Here is an 18588-nt window from a genome sequence, read left to right as displayed (position 1 = left end):
GATCACTGCCGAAGGCACGCAGGACAAAACCGACTACTGGTATGTTTATTGAAACTGTGCAAACCTATGGTCTGTTTACGGGCCTGTCCGACTACGGGCACCAGGAGCACACAGCATCAGGAGCGCACGATGGAAGACACGACTTCGCATGGAGCAAGTAACCCCACCGGGTCGACAAACGGGGCCACCAACGGTTCCGCACATCGACCCGCAAATGGATCACATGGTGGGCTCACAAACGGCTCCGCCAGTTCCACAGCAACAGCCAACCCTGCGCCAAGCAAGCCGACCGACGCCTTCAGCTTTGCACTTCCGACCGACAGCACTGCACTTCCGACTCACGACACTGCACTCCCCACCTACAGCACCGCAGCACACAGCAGCGGAGAGGACCCGTCCATGCCTGCCGCAACACCCACACCTTCCCGTGAATCGTCGCGCAACCTCGAGACTCGTAGCCGCACCGTTGTCCGACGCGACGCCATGGGTGTAGCCGCAGTTCGTGTTGCCGGACGCCTCACCCACACCGAACTTCTTGCCAACCAGGCATCGCCGTCCAGTTCGCATTCGTCGGATCCGACGATTGATCTGGACGAGCTACTGACCATGCTCGGCAGCTACCTGCTCTCGTCGGGGTTCGAGCATCCCGAGATTCACGCAAAGCTCGGCGGGCAGTCCATCGTCGTCAACCTCGTGTCGCCGGAGATCAGCGCGACGTAGCACGACCCGTCAGGGCCACAGGACCTCACGGAGATAATCGCCGTCTTCGGTGCGGCGATACTGCCACCGCTGGTGCCGACGGCCTTGGTCCGCTTGCCAGAACTCGACCGTTTCGGGAACCAGGCACCATGCACGCCAGTTCTCGCAGACATAGCCTGGATCTTTGTCGATGCGCGCCACGGCTTCTTCGACAACTCGGTTGTACTCGTCCGGGTCGGTCAGTACCTGACTTGTCCGGCTCGCTGCCGCCACGGCTCTCGCTGTGACGGAGCGCTCGACAAAGTCAGCGTCCCTGACCGGCCCGGTTTCGGTTTCCACTGATCCCCTGATTCGGATCTGACGCCCTTGCTCGCGCCAGTAGAACGCCAATGACGCATGCGGATTCGCTTGCAGCTCAATCCCCTTCATGGAAACCGAGCTGCCGGAAAACCAAAATCCAGCGTCCGTCACATCTTTGAGGATCAAGTAGCGGGTATCGGGGACACCGCTTTCGTCGACGGTGGACAGCGCGCACACGTGTGGTTCGCGAACACCGGCGGCTACGGCTTCACGCAGCCAGTTCACGAACAGGTCGTTCGGACGGTCTGGAAAGGTCGACGGTGCCTGCGGGGGTGTCCCGGTCAGCGCGGGCAGTCCTCGAATCCAGGACCGGATATCTTCGCCCGTCACCCTGCGGACACAGCCGGAATCGAGTTACCGTACGAGTTCGGCTGCAACATGGCCCACTTGTTCGACGTCAGCCGAAAGCTCGGCATGTCCGAGAGCGACATCACCGACTCCCAGGTCCGCTCGTAACTGGTATGCGAGATCCTCCACTTACCGTCGCTGCACAGGGCATACCTGTCGTGATAAAAAGCCGAACCGCGCATCAGCATGCCGTCCTCCGGCACCACGACGGTATCGGCGAGGCACCACACCCCGGTGGCTGTGTCACCGTCGACGTCGATCTCCGGTTGGCCACACTGATGCTCGGTGATGACATGGGAGCCGAGAGTGTTCTCGAGGAAAGACACAAAAGAATCACGGGAGTCGAAACTGAGTTGCTCACCGTAGATTGCGGTGGCGTCAACCGTCAGGGTGTCTGCGAATTCGACCCAGGATTTAGTATCCAACGAACGCGCATATCGGTACTTGAGCCGTTGGATGTGCACAATCGCTTCGAGATCCATGATCCTCGCCTCTCGTGGAGCAACCACCCGAATCAATCTGAACCATAACCCGCAACGGAATGAATCGGGCATTACCTTCTAAGTTAGTAGATAAGTCACCGGACCACACGCCTTTCGAGGCCGTCGAGCATGATCGTGATCTTGTCGTAAAGCCAAGCCTTCCCGCGACACGTCGATTCGCCGCCAACTCTCTCCAAGCCGATGTATCGGATGCATTCCTACCGTCCTGGCGCGCCTGCAGCGCCAAACGCCCACACCATCAGGCGCACAATACGATCCGTACAACCTTTCCGACTGCCGCCATCCTGTTTCGATGGCGTTGATTCTTTCGCGCACTTACCACCGGGCCGCGGGTGAGACGTTGGATACCCACTTCTACGACCGATCCAACGGTCGTCGATACAACGATCTGATCAGCGTTCGCCACCTATGGCATGGCGCGATCACGAGCAGGGCGTCATTCACGGTCTCGAGGCAATAAGGCCGGAACTAGTGGCAGCGAGTCTGGTTGTCGACTGACGGATCGATCGTGGTTGTGCATATCTCGGGCGCCGGGGTCAGAAGCGTCCGGCAGCATCCGCCAGAACGTCGAGGAAGATCGCCGATGTGAGCGCGAATCCCTGGTTGTACCGCGCGTCCGTCGTGATCACATTGCCCGCTTGCACGACGGGTAACCGCTGCCACGTCGGCTGCGTCTTGATGACGTCAAGCGCTTCCTGGTTTCTGGCCTGCGCGATAATCACGTCGGCCGGCGCCAGAACATCGAGTTGCTCGAACGACACCTCGAACGAGTTCTCGGAATTGTTGTCGTCACGGAAGAGAACATCGAGTCCGGCGTCCAGTGCCACGCTGATCCGCAGATTTCGCTGGTGTACAACAAAACCCGTCGGCGTCTGGACGCCGAAGACCAGGTTCTTCCCACCGAGCTTGTCCTGCAACAACGGACGCAACTCGGCGAGCTTGCGCTCGTACTCGGCGATAGATGCCTCGGCGATGGCAACACGATCGAGTTGACGCGCCTGCGCCAGCAACGCACCCCGCCAATCAACCGGGTGTCCCGCAATCGGTTCGATATCGTCTCCGACCACCAAGAGCGGTGCAATGGACGCCAAGCGTTCGTTGCCGTACCAGTCGCTCGAGTACCCGATATGAGTCATCACGATCAGATCGGGATCGAGGCCGAGTACCGCCTCGAAGTTCGTCGAGAAATCGCCGGCAACGTTGACGAAGCTCGCGTCCTCGATAGCGCGTCCGGGAAATTGAAACCCGGCGCTTTCATTGGGGAACCAGAAATTGCCTGACCCCACGATCGGGTAGTCCATCATCATCGCGAACTCGAGATCGACCCGGCCGTCGAGAACCACCACACGCTTGGGGCTGCGCGGAACGTCGCCGCTGAACTCCGCCCACGTGTACGGAACAGTGTCCCCGACCGCCTCGGATTCCGCATCCGAGGTTCCGCAGGCGCTCAGTGCGAGTGCCGCTGCCACACCTGCTGCGCCACCGAAGAATTGACGTCGCGAGATGCGGTCGACTATCTGCGCCCACTCGAAATCGGTGACCTGCGTGTCCAGGACGAGTGTCATACCTTCACTCCTTCGATGCGTCGTTGCCGCTCCCGTCCCAGCGGGATGACCAGTGGCGTATGGGAAACCGGATCGTCGATGATGCGGCACGCCATGCCGAACACCTCCTGCACCAGTTCTTCCGTGATGATCTCGGCCGGTGGGCCTTCGGCTACAACCGCGCCGTCTTTCATGGCGATGATGTGAGTTCCGTAGCGACACGCGTGATTCAGATCGTGAAGCACTGCTACCAACGTGTGACCGTCGTTCTCGTTCAGGTCTCGGCACAGCTCCAACAATTCGATCTGATGCGCGATATCGAGGAAAGTAGTCGGCTCGTCCAGCAACACCAGTGGCGTCTGCTGCGCGAGAACCATGGCAACCCACACTCGTTGACGCTGCCCGCCTGACAGTTCGTCGACGAGTCGGGCGGACAAGTCCGTTACCTTCGTGGCCTCCATAGCAGTGATGACTGCTGCCTCATCCTCGCGCGACCACTGCCGAATCAGCTTCTGATGCGGATACCGGCCGCGCGCAACAAGATCGGCGACCTTGATGCCGTCGGGTGCGATCGACGTCTGCGGCAGTAGCCCGAGCCGACGAGCAACTTCCTTGGCTGGATACGACGTGATCGCCTTGCCGTCGAGCAGGACAGTGCCGGCGCTGGGCTTGAGCAAACGAGACAGCGCCCTCAGGAGCGTCGATTTGCCGCACGCATTCGGCCCGACGATGACGGTGAAACCGCCGTCGGGGATGTCGACGTTGAGGTTCTGCGAGATGACCCGCTTGTCGTATCCGATCGTGACGCCCTCGGCGCGCAGCCGATTTGTCTTCTGCCCGCTGGTTTCGTTCACGCTCTTCCTCATTCCTACGCCGGTCACTGCTTGCGGGGATCGCATGGGCGGGGCTCACTGCTTGCGGGCCTCACGTGCGAGGAGCCAGACGAAATAGATACCGCCGATGGACACTGTCACAACTCCGACAGGCAACTGTGTCGGGGCAAAAGCTCGCTGTGCGACCCAGTCACTGATCATCAGCAGCGCCCCACCCATTGCGGCAGAAGGCAAGAGCGTCACACCCGCACTGCCGGTCAGTCGCCGCACCAATTGTGGTGCGGCAAGGGAGACAAACCCGATGGGACCGGCCGCCGCCGTCACCATCGCAGTGAGCGCAACACCGAGAACCACCAACGACAGCCTCGTGGGTTCGGCTCGAACCCCGAGTGCCTTGGCCGCGTCGTCACCCATCTCGAGCATCTGCATCCGCCTGCCCAGCACCAAGATCAGCGGAACCAGCACAACCAGGACTACGACAACCGGCCACACCTGGGTCCATCCCAGTCCGTTCAACGAACCGGCTCCCCACACGGCGGCAGCCATCGCGTCGTCGAGTTCGGCCTTGAGAATCAACCAGGTGTTGACCGATCCCAGCATCGCGCTGATCGCGATTCCCACGATGATCAAACGGAAACCTTGCACACCGCGTTTGTACGCGAGCAGGTATACAACTGCCGCGGTGGCGATTCCGCCGACCAGCGCGCCCACCGCGATCTCGTAGTACGTTCCGCCTACCAGCAGAATGACAACAAGCGCGCCGGTGTATGCACCGGAATTGAAGCCGATGATGTCGGGGCTGCCCAACGGATTTCGGGTGAGCGACTGGAAGATCGCACCGCTCATACCCAACGCCGCACCGAGCATCAACGCCAACAACACCCGTGGCAGACGCCATTCCACGACAACCATGTGGATGCGCGCCGGTGCCTCACCGAACAACGCGCCAAGGACATCGGTGATCGGCACCTGATAGTCGCCACTGCCCAGGGCGATAACGCCGATCCCCAACCCGATGACAACAAGTACGACGCACACGGTGACGGTGCGGACGTCGACCCGAGCCGACCAGCCCTCCTTGGGTGAGCGCACCACCGTGGTGGGGCGCCCGAAATCGATACTCACAGGCCGCTCACCTTGCTTCGGCGCACCAGCAGGATCAGTACCGGAGCACCGATGAAGGCCGTGACGATGCCAACTTGAAGTTCACCGGGGCGCAGCACGATTCGTCCGACCACATCGGAGGCAAGGAGCAGGATCGGCGCGCATACCATCGTGTACGGAAGAATCCAGCGTTGATCCGGTCCGACGAACCAGCGGGCAACGTGTGGAACCATCAGTCCGACAAACCCGATGGGACCAGCAGCTGCAGTGGCCGCGCCGCACAACAGGGTCACGGCAACAACCCCGATCACACGGGTACGGGTGATGTTGGCACCGAGGGAACGCGCAAGGTCGTCACCGAGAGCGACGGCGTTGAGTTGCCGCGCGAGAGCCAGCGCCAGTACGAGCCCGATCAGGATGAACGGTGTCACAGCCAGCACGATGTCCAAGGATCGACCGCTGAGAGAACCTGCGTTCCACTGACGCATCTGGTCGAATGCCGTCGGGTTGAGCAAGGTGATTCCGGACGAGATGCCGCCGAGCACCGATCCGATTGCCACGCCGGCAAGGGTGAGCCGGATCGGAGTGGCGCCGCCTCGTCCGATCGAGCCCAATGTGTACACGATGACGGTCGCGATCACCGCGCCGATGAACGCGAACCAGATGTACGACCAGATGCTGGTCAACCCGAACACCGCGACCGCAACCACCATCGCAAATCCCGCACCGGCATTGACACCCAGAATTCCAGGGTCCGCCAATGGGTTTCGAGTCATCGCCTGAATCAGTGCACCGGCTACGCCTAACGCCATGCCCACCAGCAGGCCCAGCAGTGTGCGAGGCAATCGCAGATCACGAATGATCACGTGATCGTTGGAATCGTCATAGTTGATCAACGCGTCGACGACGGTCCCGAACGGAATGGTCTTCGATCCGACAGCGATACTCACGAGCACAACACATCCGAGAACTGCCAGGCAGACAACAAGCCCCAAGGTTCGACGCGAATTCGTTTCGACAAGTCCGGCCGGTTGCTTCTGTTTCTCCGCCAGCGATTCGTCGATCAGTTCCGCAGTCTTCTCGCTCTCGTTGACTGCGATAGTCACAAGCCCGCGCTCTCGAGCGTCTTCTCGACTTCGTCACGAATTTCCTCTTCGTCACGATCGGATTGCCACGCCGCATCCAACTGCGCCCGAATCCTCTCGTCGAGCGCTTCATATTTCGCATTCCATACTTCGGCCTTGTACGTCCAGTAGCCGATCACCTTGTACTGCTCTGCCGGCAACTTCAGTTCATGTCGGAGATACTTGCGGATGTCACGCAGCATCGTGCTTTCCCCTGCCACCCAGACGTATCCGGGGTCGGTGGGCAGATTCAGTGCACGCACCGCGTCCGGTAGTTTCGACGGCGCAATGCCATTGCCACTGCCCACTAACCAGATGAATTCGACATCCGCGGCCGACTCGATCTGCTGCTTGTGCGACTCGTACACCACCTCGACTATCGCCTTGGCCGACATGCCCGCAGGCAACTCTTCGATCAGGCGGCCCAATGCCGGGAGTCCGGTTGCGTCGGCAACAAACACCTGCCAGGACGCACCGACCGGTGGCTCGTACAGACCGCGGGACTCGCCGATCGCCAGCGCGTCACCAATCGCGGCGTTCTGCGCCCAATCGCTGGCTATCCCACCGTCGTGAACCACGAAATCGACAGTCATACGGCTGGTTTCGGAATCGAACCGTCGCACCGTGTAAGGCTGGCACGGCGAAGCTTCCTCCCCTTCCGGGTATCGCCATCCGCGTGGCGCGTGCGGATCTTCTTCCGGCAGAACGAACTTACCCGTTGCGGGAACCGGGAAATGGAGGCGGAGATACTCGTCACCGACACCTGTTGATCGGAACGTGGTCAAGCCCTCCCCACCGAACACGATCCGGACCATTCCCGGGGTCACGTACTCCTTGAAGAGCACCTCGCCGAACACAAGACTCACGACAATCTCCAACATCGGTGAAACACGAAACGCACAACAACCGCACAAAGGTAAGGCAGACCTTAATTTATTGCAGAGCCGAGGCCACGTCGACAAATTCTCCGTCACAACGGGGTCAACTAGTATCGCAATTCGGCCAGTGCGCCCTATATGGCCTGTTCACGACAAGTTTTGGCATCGGCGTGACTTCATAACAAGCGCTGTCGATCCCTAGCGTGGACCGAGTGTCATCAACGCCGCTTCATCCGAGTAACGATACCGACGGTCCGCTGCTGCCTCAGGCGATCAGGCCACGTCAGGTGATCACGCGTGCCATCGCAGCCGAAGGGCGCGGGCCGAAGCTGGCCGCCGCGTCAGTAGGCTTCACCGGGCACCAGGTGGCCGAAGCTCTGGTCCCGGTCGTGATCGGTGCGGTCATCGACCGCGCTGTGGCAACCAGCGACGCTGCGGCGCTCGGCAAGTGGATTCTGGTTCTCGGCATCCTGTTCACAGGCCTGCTGCTCAGCTGGAGAATTGCCGCTCGTATCGCAGACTCGGTCGCCGAGTACGGCGCTCACCGACTTCGGATGGACATCGCCAGACGCGGCCTCGATCCACACGGCATGAATCCGCGCAGGATGCCCGGTGAGGTCTATTCGATCGCCACCTCCGACGCCGGTTCCGTGGCCGGATTCACCCACACTCTCAGCACCAAACTCGGCGCTGCCTGCGGAGTGCTGACCGCAGCAATCTCGTTACTGGTCATCTCAGTGCCGCTCGGACTTCTTGTCATCCTCAGCACTCCCCCGGTGCTAGCACTGATGCAGGTCGTGAGCCGCCCACTCGAACGTCGAGCCGAAACGGATCAGTGGCAGGGCGCGCGCGCCGGGGCACTCGCTGCCGACTTGCTGGCGGGTCTACGCATTCTTTCCGGCATCGGTGCCGGAGACGCTGCGGCGCAGCGCTATCGAGGTGCCAGCCGGACATCGCTTGATGCCACCTTGCGCGCCCAGCGTTACCAAGCGATGTACTCGGCAGCCAACGTCGCCATCGCGGGCGCTTACCTTGCCGTCATCGCATACGTCGGCGGCAGAATGGCAGCGTCCGGCAGTATTTCGATCGGCGAGTTCATTGCGGTGGTGGGGTTGGCGCAGTTCCTTCGCGGACCGCTGATCGACATCATCTATTTCGGCGCCGGACTGGCCCGTGCCCGAGCGTCCGCGAATCGTGTTGCGGCGCTTATCGGGACGAGCCGCGCCGTCGCCCCCGCAAGCGATCCGGTAGCACTGAATCATTCGGAGTCTCTGACACTTCGTGACGTTGTCCTGGCCGGTTCGGCGCCGGTCGATCTGGATGTCAAGCGCGGCGAGATCGTCGGTATCACCTGCGACAACACGGCCTGGGTCGATGCTTTCATGGACGTGCTGGCGCGCCGGACAGATCCCATCGAAGGATCAATTCATCTGGGTGACAACGCTATCCACGAACTGGATATCGACGAACTTCGCACACACATCCTTGCTGCACCGCATGACTCCGCGCTTTTCATCGGCACTGTCGGTGAGAACATCCATGCCCTGGCTCCGGTCGGCCACCGAACCGACTTCGCCATCTCCGCCGCCGCCGCAGATCAAGTGATCGATGCTCTCCCGAAGGGCCTTGCCACCGCCGTCACCGAGCAGGGCAACTCACTGTCCGGCGGCCAACGTCAACGAGTTGCGCTCGCGCGCGCGTTGGCGAGCGACGTGCCGGTACTGGTACTGCACGATCCGACCACTGCCGTCGACTCCGTCACTGAAGCGCGCATTGCCCGCGGGATATCCGAGGTTCGCAGTGCTCACGCGACAATTCTTCTCACCAGCAGCCCCGCGCTGCTCGATATCTGCGATCGGGTGATCGAACTGTGAACGACCTACTCCCCACCGCAACTCCCAAACAGGCTCGTACCGAGGCACTTCGGTTGCTGCGTCCGCACCGCCTCGCCGCGAGCGGCGCGGTGGTCACCTTGACCGCAGCCACGGCAATCGGCCTTCTCACCCCGCTGATTCTGGGCGAGATGGTAGACACCGTCACGTCTGGTGGAGCCGACATCGTCTCCAGCATCGGAACATTGACCGGGGCCTTGGTTGCCGTTGCCGTTCTGTCCTCGCTGCTGGTCGGTGCCAGCGAATATCTTCTGGCCGGGGTCGGGGAACGCGTCGTAGCGGACCTTCGCGAAGAAGTAGTCGTCCGAGTGCTCGACCTCCCCCAGAGCGATGTCGAGCGCGCCGGGCGGGGCGACCTCGTCTCCCGCATCACCGGTGACGTCCGCCTGGTAACGCAAGCCGTGTCACAGGCGTTGCCGGTGTTTGCCACCGCTGCGCTCACCATTGCGTTGACTCTTGTCGGGTTGGGCGCACTCGATTGGCGATTTGCGGTTGCTGCAGTGATTGCCGCACCGATCCAGGTACGCGCCCTGCGCTGGTACCTCACACAGTCAGCCCCCGTCTACCGACAAGAACGTGAGGCGGAAGGCGCCCGCGCACAACAGCTCCTCGACTCACTGAGTAATTCCGACACCGTCGGATCCCTACGGTTGGCGAAGCCACATCTGGAGCAGATCGAATCCCGTTCACTGACCGCGGTACAGCTCAGCCTGAAGACAACACGACTACGGACCAGGTTTTTCGGTCGTCTCAACATCGCCGAGTTCATCGGGCTCTCAGCAGTTCTGATCACGGGATTCTGGCTCGTGAAGAACGGGCATGCCACCATCGGAGCCGCCACCGCAGCGGCCCTGTTCTTCCATCGGTTGTTCGACCCCGTCGGAGCCGTTCTCAGTGTCTTCGACGAACTACAAGAGGGCACAATCGCTCTGGCTCGCCTTGTCGGCGTCACCCTGGCACCGGTACCTCCGCTTCCGGCCGATCCCCGTGAACCCGTCGACAGCTCCGCGTCGCTCGAGGACGTGACCTTCTCCTACCGCCCGGGCGACGCCCCCGTGTTGCGCGATATCGACATCACCATTCCGGCCGGTACCGTCACCGCGCTCGTGGGAGCCACCGGCGCCGGAAAGTCCACGGTGGCAAAACTTCTCGCCGGCACCTACGGGCCCACCGAGGGCTCCGTGCGAATCGGCACCGTTCCCCGAGATCAACTCTCGCGGAGCACCGCTCGGAGCGCCGTTGCGTTGGTTACCCAGGAAGTACACGTCTTTGCAGGCACGTTGGCCGAGGATCTGCGTCTGGCCGCCCCGGCAGCAACCGACGCCGACATCGCCTCCGCCCTCGATACCGTCGGCGCCTCGGACTGGGCCGGAGCACTGCCCGAAGGCATCGAGACAGTAGTCGGTGACGGCGGGCATCGCCTCACCGCGACCCAGGCGCAACAGCTTGCACTCGCACGGATCGAACTCCTGAATCCACCCCTGCTGATTCTGGACGAGGCAACGGCAGAAGCCGGCAGCGCCGGCGCCCGCATACTCGACGACGCCGCTCTCGCGCTGACCCGTGGGCGCACCTCGATCACTGTGGCCCACCGGCTCTCACAGGCTGTCGACGCCGACAACATTCTTGTCATGGATGGCGGACGCGTCGTGGAACAGGGTTCCCACGACGAGTTGGTCAACCTCGGCGGCCGGTACGCGCAACTGTGGGAGGCGTGGTCGACACCGCGGCGTTGAGAGCCTGTGGCTCTAGAATCGGACTATGGACAGGATCGACCGCGCCAGCCTGGTGATCGAGGCACCACCGACGGTCGTCTACGACGCCCTCCTCGACCGAGAGTCTCTCGAGGCTTGGTTGCCACCGGACGGTATGCGCGGGCGGATCGAGCTGTGGGATCCGCGGCCAGGTGGCGGGTTTCGAATGGTTCTCACCTATCTGGACTCCGCCGACAGCCCTGGCAAGACGTCAGCCGCGACGGATGTCGTCGATGTCGGATTCGCCGAACTTGTGCCGCCGGAACGTGTGGTGCAGCGGGCGGTGTTCGAGTCCGACGACCCGTCGTACGCGGGAACCATGACGATGACCTGGCACCTCGCTGCCGCTGTTAACGGGACCGAGGTGACCGTCACAGCCACGGATGTGCCACCCGGCATCGATCAAGCGGTACACGAGACGGGGATCGCCTCCTCGTTGGCTAACCTGGCATCGTACGTCGAAGGGCGCGGCTGATTCCGAACGGCTGTGATCCGTAGATCAGGCGCGCAGAAGCTCCTGCGGTGCATGAGAGCCACGATTCGGGTGCTTCATCATGGCGCCCGGGGTCCGGCCGGTGACCCTGCGGAAGACCGCGACAAACGCGCTCGGGGTTTCGTATCCCACGCGTCGACTGACCACGGAAACCGGAACCCCGGCTGCGAGATAGGTCAGAGCCGCTCGTACGCGCACCTGAATTCTCCACTGGGCAAAGGTCATTCCCGTTCCCTGCGTGAAGACGCGGGTCAACGTTCGGACGCTCCCGCCGGCAGTCAGTGCCCATTCGGACAGTGACCGCTGATCCGCTGGATTGGCGACCAGTGCTTGGGCGACAAACAACGCTCGCGGATCCGTCGGCATCGGAACCTCGACAGCGGCAACCTCGAGCGGTTGCAGCATGTCGAACGCCACTCGCTCGGCACGACTGCGAGCCTCGTCCGGCATGTTGCGACGATGCATGTGCAGCAGAACCTCCCGCAACAAGGCACTCACCCCGAAGAGCCCGGGCACTGTGGCGGGCGCAGCGTGCGCCTCAGGGCGGAAGTAGGTGCAGAAAAACTCGGTACCCGGACCTGCCTTGACCGAGTGCAGCACTCCGGCCGGCAACCACAGGCCCGCCGACGGAGGCACCTCCCACGTGATGCCATCGGCGACAACGGTGAGCATTCCGCCAGAGTTACCCCAGATCAGCTCATGTTCCGGGTGTCGGTGCGCCGCCCACTGACGCTGATGCGACAACTTCAATGTCACGGTGGTCATCGAATACGGATCGTCGATGACCCGAGGCCCCACGGGCACCAACATTCTCTCCGCAACAGCTGTCATGCAAACGAGTATAGGACTTTCGTTAGGCATACCTAAATAGTAATCCGAAGGTTTCTGAATGTGACCCCCTGGTTACACGTACTTATCGCAGCGCTATCGTGGCGGAACTCCCGACGTCGGGCACACACGAGAACTGGCTGAAAGAGGACACGATGGTTGACGCATCACGGATTCCCGTCATCGTCGGCGTAGGGGATCTGCGATGGAATCCGGATGACGGGCACCTCGAACCGCTCGACTTGATCTACAAAGCGACAATTGCCGCCCTCACAGACAGTGGAGAGCCCTCGTTCAGTAGCCACATCGACACGATCTACGCGATCAAGACCGTCAGTTGGGCATACGACAACCTCCCCGAGCTTCTGGCCACCAGACTTGGCGCCACCCCCGCGATCACCACCACCTCACCGATCGGTGGGCACTGGCCTGCAGCACTTCTCGATCGAATCGGCGCTGCCATTGCAGACGGCACATCCTCCGTCGCGCTGCTCGTGGGCGGTGAATCACACGCCACCACAACCGCACTGCGAAAATCGGGCGTCGCTCCCGATTCTCTCGGGTGGGCCACCGAACCCGGCGGACCTCCCGGCTTCGATCCCGCCGATCTGGGCGGCGCCGAGATGCAGCGCGCGGGATTCATCGTGCCCACCCGCGTCTACCCACTGTTCGAGAACAGTTTCAGCGCATCGATCGGCCACGACGCCCAAGCGTCCCTGGACTGGTCAGCGCAGATGTATGCCGAGTTCTCAACTATCGCCGCGAAGAACTCGGCGTCGTGGACATCGGAAGTACGTACCGCAGAAGAGATCAGCACCGTCGGGCCGGGCAACCGGATGGTGTCCGAACCCTATCCTTTGATGCTCAACGCCATGCCCTTCGTGAATCAGGCTGCTGCCGTGGTGATCTGCTCCCTGGCGAGGGCCCTCGAATTCGGCATCGACCAAGACAGGCTCGTCTATCTGTGGGGCGGAGCCGGGGCCGTTGATCCGCTGGACATATTGCACAGAAATAACTTTCACAGATCCGAAGCCTTGCAGGATACCGTGGACCGCACACTCGGCAACGCCGGAGTAAGCGCCGAAGCCCTCGATATCGTGGACGCCTACAGTTGCTTTCCGATCGTGCCGAAGCTGTTGATTCACGAACTCGGACTGCCGGGTGACACCGTCCCCAGCGTCACCGGTGGTCACTCGTTCTTCGGCGGACCGCTCAACAGTTACACCCTCCATTCCTTGACCGAGGTGACACGCCGACTCCGATCAGGCGACCAACTCGCCTTGGTTCACGGCAACGGCGGATTTCTCACTTACCAACATGCCGTACTGCTCTCCGCGTCCGCACATGAACGCGGATATGTCGGAGATCCCCAGGCCCGCACCCTCACACCCCATGCACCCGACCTGGTCACCGGCTATGTCGGAAGTGCCAAGATCATCACCGCCACAGTCGAATACAACAGAATGGGCGAACCGGAAACCGGGTTCGTCATCGCTACGACGCCGGACGGCCGACGTCTCGCCGGCCACACCGGCCCCGAGAACGCCGCCGAGTTGACTCAACTCAGCGGCACCAATCCCCCAGCGGTGGATCGTCACGTTCACATCAGCGACGAGAACGGTCGACTCACCCTGAAGTTCTAGCCGCAGTCGGATTGCCTTCGCGCCACCCTAGTCGACAACTACATCTCCAGCCAACATCGCATAGAACCGACGGATCCGCTTGACTAGAGCCACTTTTCAACGCGTTGATCGCGATCATTCTCCCAACTTTGGTCGAAAATGTGTCCGAAATATACCTTGAATCGAAAAGGTGTTCGAGTATAATTGGAGTCACGGGTGGGGAGGCCTTGATGACGACGGTAAGTGATTCAACTGCAGTGGGGGATGTTGTAGCCGGTTCGGCAGTAGGTGTGCGCGCGATGTTGTGGCGGTTACGCCCAGCCGAGGTTCGGGACGTTGCAGTCTGTGCATCGGCGGAAATTCTTCGGCTGGAAGCGATTCGGGTTGCCGCCGTTGATGAATTGGCGCTCAATCCGGACGAGCAGGTGCTCTGCTACCGCGGTGTGGGGCGATGGTTGGCAGCGAACACGATGCTGCAGAACGCGGCCGGTAACAAAATCGCCGCTCTCGGTGCCGCGCTGCGAGGGTTTCCGGACATTAATGCTCAATTCGAGGCCGGTGACCTCTCGCTCGATCATGCGGCAATAGTTGCCGCGTTCTGCGAATCACCACCAAAAGGCATGCCCGACAGGGCGTTGCCGTCCTGCATGAAGACTCTGTTGGCTGCCGCATCCGGGGTGGAAGCGACCACCATCAAACTCCGCTACGCGATTGCGGTCCTCGAGCGGATCTTCGAGTCCGACGACACCCCGCCCGGCGAGGACGATGACCTCAACGTCTTGCGGATCGCTCCGACGTTGAACGGTCGGGTCGCGATCAAGGGCGATTTCGACGCGCTCACTGGTGAAATGTTGTTGTCGGCGCTCTCGGGGTTGTCGATACCGAAACCGGCCGCGGACGGAACCCCGGATCAGCGATCAGCTGCCAAACGAACCGCCGACGCCTTCACGGAACTGATCCGCCGGTACCTCGACAACGCCGTCACCGGTGTTGACGGTGGGCAGCGTCCGCACGTGAATGTGCACATCACCGCGAAAGATCTTGCCGAGCATCGGGAATGCGCCACCATGCGCAGCGAGACAGCCTCAGGTAACGATACCGACGTCAGCGATGGCGAGTTCTACAGCAGTGCATTCGATGACGACGAGCCTGATGTCGAGGATCTTGATGTCGGATACATGCCCTGGATGGGACCACTCCGTGTGAGCCTGACGCGGATGCTTGCGTGCGACTGCATGCTCTCCACCGTCCTGATGGACGGCAACGGCGCACCGCTCGATGCGACGCCGCACAAACGCCTCGTCACGCCCGAACAACGCACGGCGCTGATCGCCCGGGACAAAGGCTGCGCCTTCCCCAACTGCGATGCCGTACCCGCTTGGTGCGACGCCCACCACATAAAACCCTGGTCAGTGGGCGGTCCGACGGTGATGGACAACCTCACCCTCCTCTGCCGTAGCCACCACCGATTGATCCACAGCACCAGCGGGTTCCGCGGCATCTGGGAAATCAAGATGGGCGACGATCACAAACCTTGGTTCATCCCACCAGCTGCGATCGACCCGAAACAACGACGCCGACGCTCCACCACCCGTCAAGGCCCAATGCACCGAGACTGAAACCGGCTCTGCCGGAACTGAATACCGTGTGAGAGCTTCGCATCACCAGCTAGCCGATGCGAAGCCCACACGCATGCGCGGGTTCAAAGATCAGCGTTCCGGATCAGTGCCTATGCACGCAAAAACCCGGCATCGCAAGAAAACTCTCGACACCGGGTTCGCGGGTAACTCACCGCCGATATGGCAGATGCCTCTAGCCGTCGAGTTCCTCGAACAACTCCATCCACTGCTCTTCAGCAGCTTCCTTGTCCGCGAGAACAGTCTTGAGTTCAGCGCCGAGGCTCTGCAACTTGTCGGGGTCAGTGGCCGCATCGGCCAGCGACGCATGCAGCTTCTTCTCCCGATCGTCCAGCTTGGCGATGGAACGCTCGAGCTTCGAAAGTTCCTTACGTGCAGCGCGATCCGCTGCCCCGTCACGAGCCTGCTTACTCTTGGTCGCGCCGCTGGCCGTTGATGCCACAGACGGGTTGTCGCCGTCGCCCATCGCTGCCCGTCGACGCAGGTAGTCCTCGATACCGAGGGGTAGGTTGGTGAGCTTGCCGTCACCGAAGAGCGCCCAGGTGGTGTCACAGATACGTTCGATCAGGTAACGGTCGTGCGAGATGACGACCATCGTCCCGGCCCAGCCGTCGAGCAGATCCTCGAGTTGCTGGAGCGTATCGATGTCGAGGTCGTTAGTGGGCTCGTCGAGGAGCAGCACGTTGGGCTCTGCCATGAGAACTCGCGTCAACTGCAAGCGTCGACGCTCACCACCGGAGAGATCCCCCACCGGTGTCCGCTGACGTGCCGGCGTGAAGCCCAGACGTTCCGCCAACTGACCGGCAGAAACTTCCTTGTCACCCAAGGTGATTCGCTCAGCCACATCCTTGACCGCGTCGAGCACCCGCATATCGGTGGGCAGATCGTCGAGTTCCTGCTTGAGCCACCCGATATGCACGGTCTGGCCCTGAATACGCCGTCCCGCAGCAGGTTCCAGCTCACCGGCGAGCGTGCGCAGCAACGTCGTCTTGCCGGATCCGTTGACTCCGACGAGGCCGACGCGCTCTCCGGGAGCAAGACGCCACGTCAGATCTTCGACCAGAACGCGGCCGTCCGGAGTCTCGAGCCGAGCGTCTTCGAGTTCGATGACAACCTTGCCGAGTCGACGCTGCGCGAACGACGCCAATGCGACGGCGTCGCGAGGTGCCGGGACATCGGCGATCAACGCTTCGGCGGCCTCGATGCGGTACTTCGGCTTGGACGTTCGGGCCGGCGCACCGCGGCGCAGCCACGCCAATTCCTTGCGCGCGAGGTTGCGTCGACGCTCCTCGGAAGCGTCGGCCTGACGGGAGCGCTCGGCGCGGGCGAATACCCAGTCGTTGTAGCCACCCTCGTAGCTTTCGACGCCGCCGCCGACAACTTCCCAGGTTCGCGTGGCGACAGTGTCGAGGAACCAACGATCGTGGGTCACGACCACCAGGGCGCTACGACGCGATACGAGGTGCTCGGCCAGCCACTGCACGCCCTCGACGTCGAGGTGGTTGGTGGGCTCGTCGAGTACGAGCAGGTCCAGATCCTGAACGAGGGCTGCGGCCAGTGCGACGCGTCGACGCTCACCACCGGAGAGTCCGTCGACCTGCGCGTCCAATGCGGAACGCTCGCCGCCGGCGCCGAGGTTGTCGATTCCGATTCCGGAGAGAACGGAGCGGATCCGGGCATTGCCTGCCCATTCATGCTGAGCGACACCCAGCGGACCCAGAACGATATCGCCGACAGTGGATCCGGGAGGCAGCACACCGCGCTGCGTCACGACCGCCATCCGCAGTCCACCGACGCGGCTGACCCGACCTGAATCAGGTTCCTCGACGCCCGCGAGGACTTCGAGCATGGTTGTCTTGCCGCCACCGTTGAGGCCGACGACGCCGATACGCTCGCCCTCCTCGACGCCCATCGACACCCCGTCGAGCAACGGCTTGACGCCGAACGACTTCGACACGTTTTCCAGATTGATCAAGTTAGCCATCAGTGCTGTCCCTTTGCCGCTTTGTCGAGTATTCGTGCTCCGGGAACGGGTCCGCTCGCCACGCGAACGGTGCGGCACACCCCCGCTCCCGCAAGTTCAGCGCTGACATCCACGGCAGACTGTGCGTCGCTGCAGAGGAAAGCGCAGGTCGGTCCTGATCCGGAGACGATGCCGGCCAGAGCGCCGGCGTCGACGCCTGCGCGCAGTGTCCGGCGCAGCGCCGGATTGAGCGACAACGCCGCCGCCTGCAGATCGTTTCCGAGTAGTGGTGCCAGTTGTCGCGGATCGCCGGTGGTGAGGGCGTGGATCAGATCGTCCGCGTCACCGAGTCGGTTTGGGGTGCCCTCGGCCCGCAGCTTGTCGAGTTCGCGGAAGACGACCGGTGTGCTCAGCCCGCCCTTGGCCAGCGCCAGCACCCAGTGAAAAGTGTTTCGAGTCAGCACGGGAACAAGCTGCTCGCCGCGCCCGGTTCCCAGCGCGGTGCCGCCATGCAGCGAGAACGGGACATCGCTACCCAGCTTCGCGGCAAAGCCGTCCAGTTCACGCCGCGAGAGATCCAATTTCCAGTACGCATTGAGCGCAACCAACGTCGCCGCTGCGTCCGCGCTGCCACCAGCCATACCGCCGGCGACGGGGATTCCCTTGTCGATGAGAATCTCGACGTCCGTCTCCACTCCGGCTTCGGCCGACAGCAGCTCTGCAGCCTTCCAGACAAGGTTGGTCCGGTCCGTGGGCACGGCGGCGGCGTCATCGCCGACAACACTGACGGACAAACCGTCGGCGGCCGACACCGTCACCGTGTCTGCCAGCGACAATGCCTGGAATACGGTGGTCAGATCGTGATAGCCGTCGTCGCGCAGGTCCCCGACAGCCAGATGCAGATTCACCTTGGACGGGGCCCGGACTACTACAGGGCGTGGAACGACGGAGAGCACAAGGTACAACAATAGGCGCTGCGAACACCTGGGCGAAAACCTACAACCGG

17 protein-coding genes are annotated in these 18588 nt (G+C 62.1%); 7 read left to right on the top strand and 10 right to left on the bottom strand.

Annotated elements, in window-relative coordinates; genetic code table 11:
* Positions 1 to 129: 129 nt before the first annotated feature.
* Positions 130 to 720, top strand: coding sequence for a hypothetical protein (locus C7T36_RS28440; protein ID WP_045069288.1), 591 nt, complete (start codon positions 130 to 132; stop codon positions 718 to 720).
* Between the two features lie 9 nt (positions 721 to 729).
* Here C7T36_RS28440 and C7T36_RS28435 read toward each other — a convergent pair whose 3' ends face one another.
* On the bottom strand, positions 730 to 1389 hold the full coding sequence (locus C7T36_RS28435) for a pyridoxal 5'-phosphate synthase (RefSeq protein ID WP_045069285.1): 660 nt from the start codon (positions 1387 to 1389) through the stop codon (positions 730 to 732).
* A complete protein-coding gene (locus tag C7T36_RS28430) occupies positions 1386 to 1889 on the bottom strand; it encodes a nuclear transport factor 2 family protein (protein ID WP_033234278.1) in 504 nt (167 codons plus the stop codon). Before C7T36_RS28430 ends, C7T36_RS28435 begins: the two co-directional genes overlap by 4 nt.
* Positions 1890 to 2202: 313 nt before the next feature.
* Between C7T36_RS28430 and C7T36_RS30345 the strand changes: the two genes are divergently transcribed.
* The gene (locus C7T36_RS30345) at positions 2203 to 2370 is read left to right on the top strand and encodes a hypothetical protein (RefSeq protein WP_162487760.1); all 168 of its coding nucleotides are present in this window, start codon (positions 2203 to 2205) and stop codon (positions 2368 to 2370) included.
* Positions 2371 to 2446: 76 nt separating this feature from the next.
* Here the strand turns inward: C7T36_RS30345 and C7T36_RS28425 are convergent, their stop codons facing one another.
* From C7T36_RS28425 to C7T36_RS28405, 5 genes are read right to left on the bottom strand one after another with little or no spacing between them, the layout of a single operon-like run.
* Positions 2447 to 3475, bottom strand: a complete 1029-nt coding sequence (locus C7T36_RS28425; protein ID WP_045069283.1) for an ABC transporter substrate-binding protein — start codon at positions 3473 to 3475, stop codon at positions 2447 to 2449.
* A complete protein-coding gene (locus tag C7T36_RS28420; RefSeq protein WP_045069280.1) occupies positions 3472 to 4320 on the bottom strand; it encodes an ABC transporter ATP-binding protein in 849 nt (282 codons plus the stop codon). Before C7T36_RS28420 ends, C7T36_RS28425 begins: the two co-directional genes overlap by 4 nt.
* A gap of 42 nt (positions 4321 to 4362) precedes the next feature.
* Positions 4363 to 5412, bottom strand: coding sequence for an iron-enterobactin ABC transporter permease (fepG, locus tag C7T36_RS28415; protein WP_033234276.1), 1050 nt, complete (start codon positions 5410 to 5412; stop codon positions 4363 to 4365).
* Positions 5409 to 6491 carry a Fe(3+)-siderophore ABC transporter permease gene (locus C7T36_RS28410; RefSeq protein WP_045069828.1) on the bottom strand — a complete coding sequence of 361 codons (1083 nt, stop codon included), beginning with the start codon at positions 6489 to 6491 and terminating at the stop codon, positions 5409 to 5411. Before C7T36_RS28410 ends, fepG begins: the two co-directional genes overlap by 4 nt.
* 2 nt (positions 6492 to 6493) lie before the next feature.
* Positions 6494 to 7381, bottom strand: a complete 888-nt coding sequence (locus tag C7T36_RS28405) for a siderophore-interacting protein (protein WP_239654780.1) — start codon at positions 7379 to 7381, stop codon at positions 6494 to 6496.
* Positions 7382 to 7605: 224 nt separating this feature from the next.
* On the opposite strand from C7T36_RS28405, the gene C7T36_RS28400 reads away from it, so the two are divergent.
* Genes C7T36_RS28400 through C7T36_RS28390 form a run of 3 tightly spaced genes read left to right on the top strand, consistent with a single transcriptional unit; the run spans position 7606 to position 11514 of the window.
* Entirely contained in the window at positions 7606 to 9267 is a 1662-nt protein-coding gene (locus C7T36_RS28400; RefSeq protein ID WP_239654779.1) for an ABC transporter ATP-binding protein, read from the top strand.
* A complete protein-coding gene (locus tag C7T36_RS28395) occupies positions 9264 to 11021 on the top strand; it encodes an ABC transporter ATP-binding protein (RefSeq protein WP_045069272.1) in 1758 nt (585 codons plus the stop codon). The genes C7T36_RS28400 and C7T36_RS28395 overlap by 4 nt, the downstream gene beginning before the upstream one ends.
* Positions 11022 to 11046: 25 nt before the next feature.
* Positions 11047 to 11514 (top strand): SRPBCC family protein, encoded by a 468-nt coding sequence (locus tag C7T36_RS28390; RefSeq protein WP_045069269.1) that lies wholly within the window; start codon positions 11047 to 11049, stop codon positions 11512 to 11514.
* Positions 11515 to 11538: 24 nt separating this feature from the next.
* Here C7T36_RS28390 and C7T36_RS28385 read toward each other — a convergent pair whose 3' ends face one another.
* Positions 11539 to 12363, bottom strand: coding sequence for an AraC family transcriptional regulator (locus tag C7T36_RS28385; protein WP_033234271.1), 825 nt, complete (start codon positions 12361 to 12363; stop codon positions 11539 to 11541).
* Positions 12364 to 12515: 152 nt separating this feature from the next.
* On the opposite strand from C7T36_RS28385, the gene C7T36_RS28380 reads away from it, so the two are divergent.
* The gene (locus C7T36_RS28380; protein WP_045069267.1) at positions 12516 to 14003 is read left to right on the top strand and encodes an acetyl-CoA acetyltransferase; all 1488 of its coding nucleotides are present in this window, start codon (positions 12516 to 12518) and stop codon (positions 14001 to 14003) included.
* 209 nt (positions 14004 to 14212) lie between these two features.
* A complete protein-coding gene (locus C7T36_RS28375; RefSeq protein ID WP_045069265.1) occupies positions 14213 to 15601 on the top strand; it encodes an HNH endonuclease signature motif containing protein in 1389 nt (462 codons plus the stop codon).
* A gap of 193 nt (positions 15602 to 15794) precedes the next feature.
* Here the strand turns inward: C7T36_RS28375 and C7T36_RS28370 are convergent, their stop codons facing one another.
* Entirely contained in the window at positions 15795 to 17603 is a 1809-nt protein-coding gene (locus C7T36_RS28370) for an ABC-F family ATP-binding cassette domain-containing protein (protein WP_045069263.1), read from the bottom strand.
* A complete protein-coding gene (locus C7T36_RS28365; protein ID WP_033234267.1) occupies positions 17603 to 18538 on the bottom strand; it encodes a 4-(cytidine 5'-diphospho)-2-C-methyl-D-erythritol kinase in 936 nt (311 codons plus the stop codon). The genes C7T36_RS28370 and C7T36_RS28365 overlap by 1 nt, the downstream gene beginning before the upstream one ends.
* Positions 18539 to 18588: the final 50 nt, after the last annotated feature.

It is taken from the genome of Rhodococcus sp. AD45-ID (assembly GCF_003023755.1).
Lineage (GTDB): Bacteria > Actinomycetota > Actinomycetes > Mycobacteriales > Mycobacteriaceae > Rhodococcus_F > Rhodococcus_F globerula.
The sequence above is the reverse complement of the archived record's forward strand: the minus strand, read 5'-3'. Positions and strand labels throughout refer to the sequence as shown.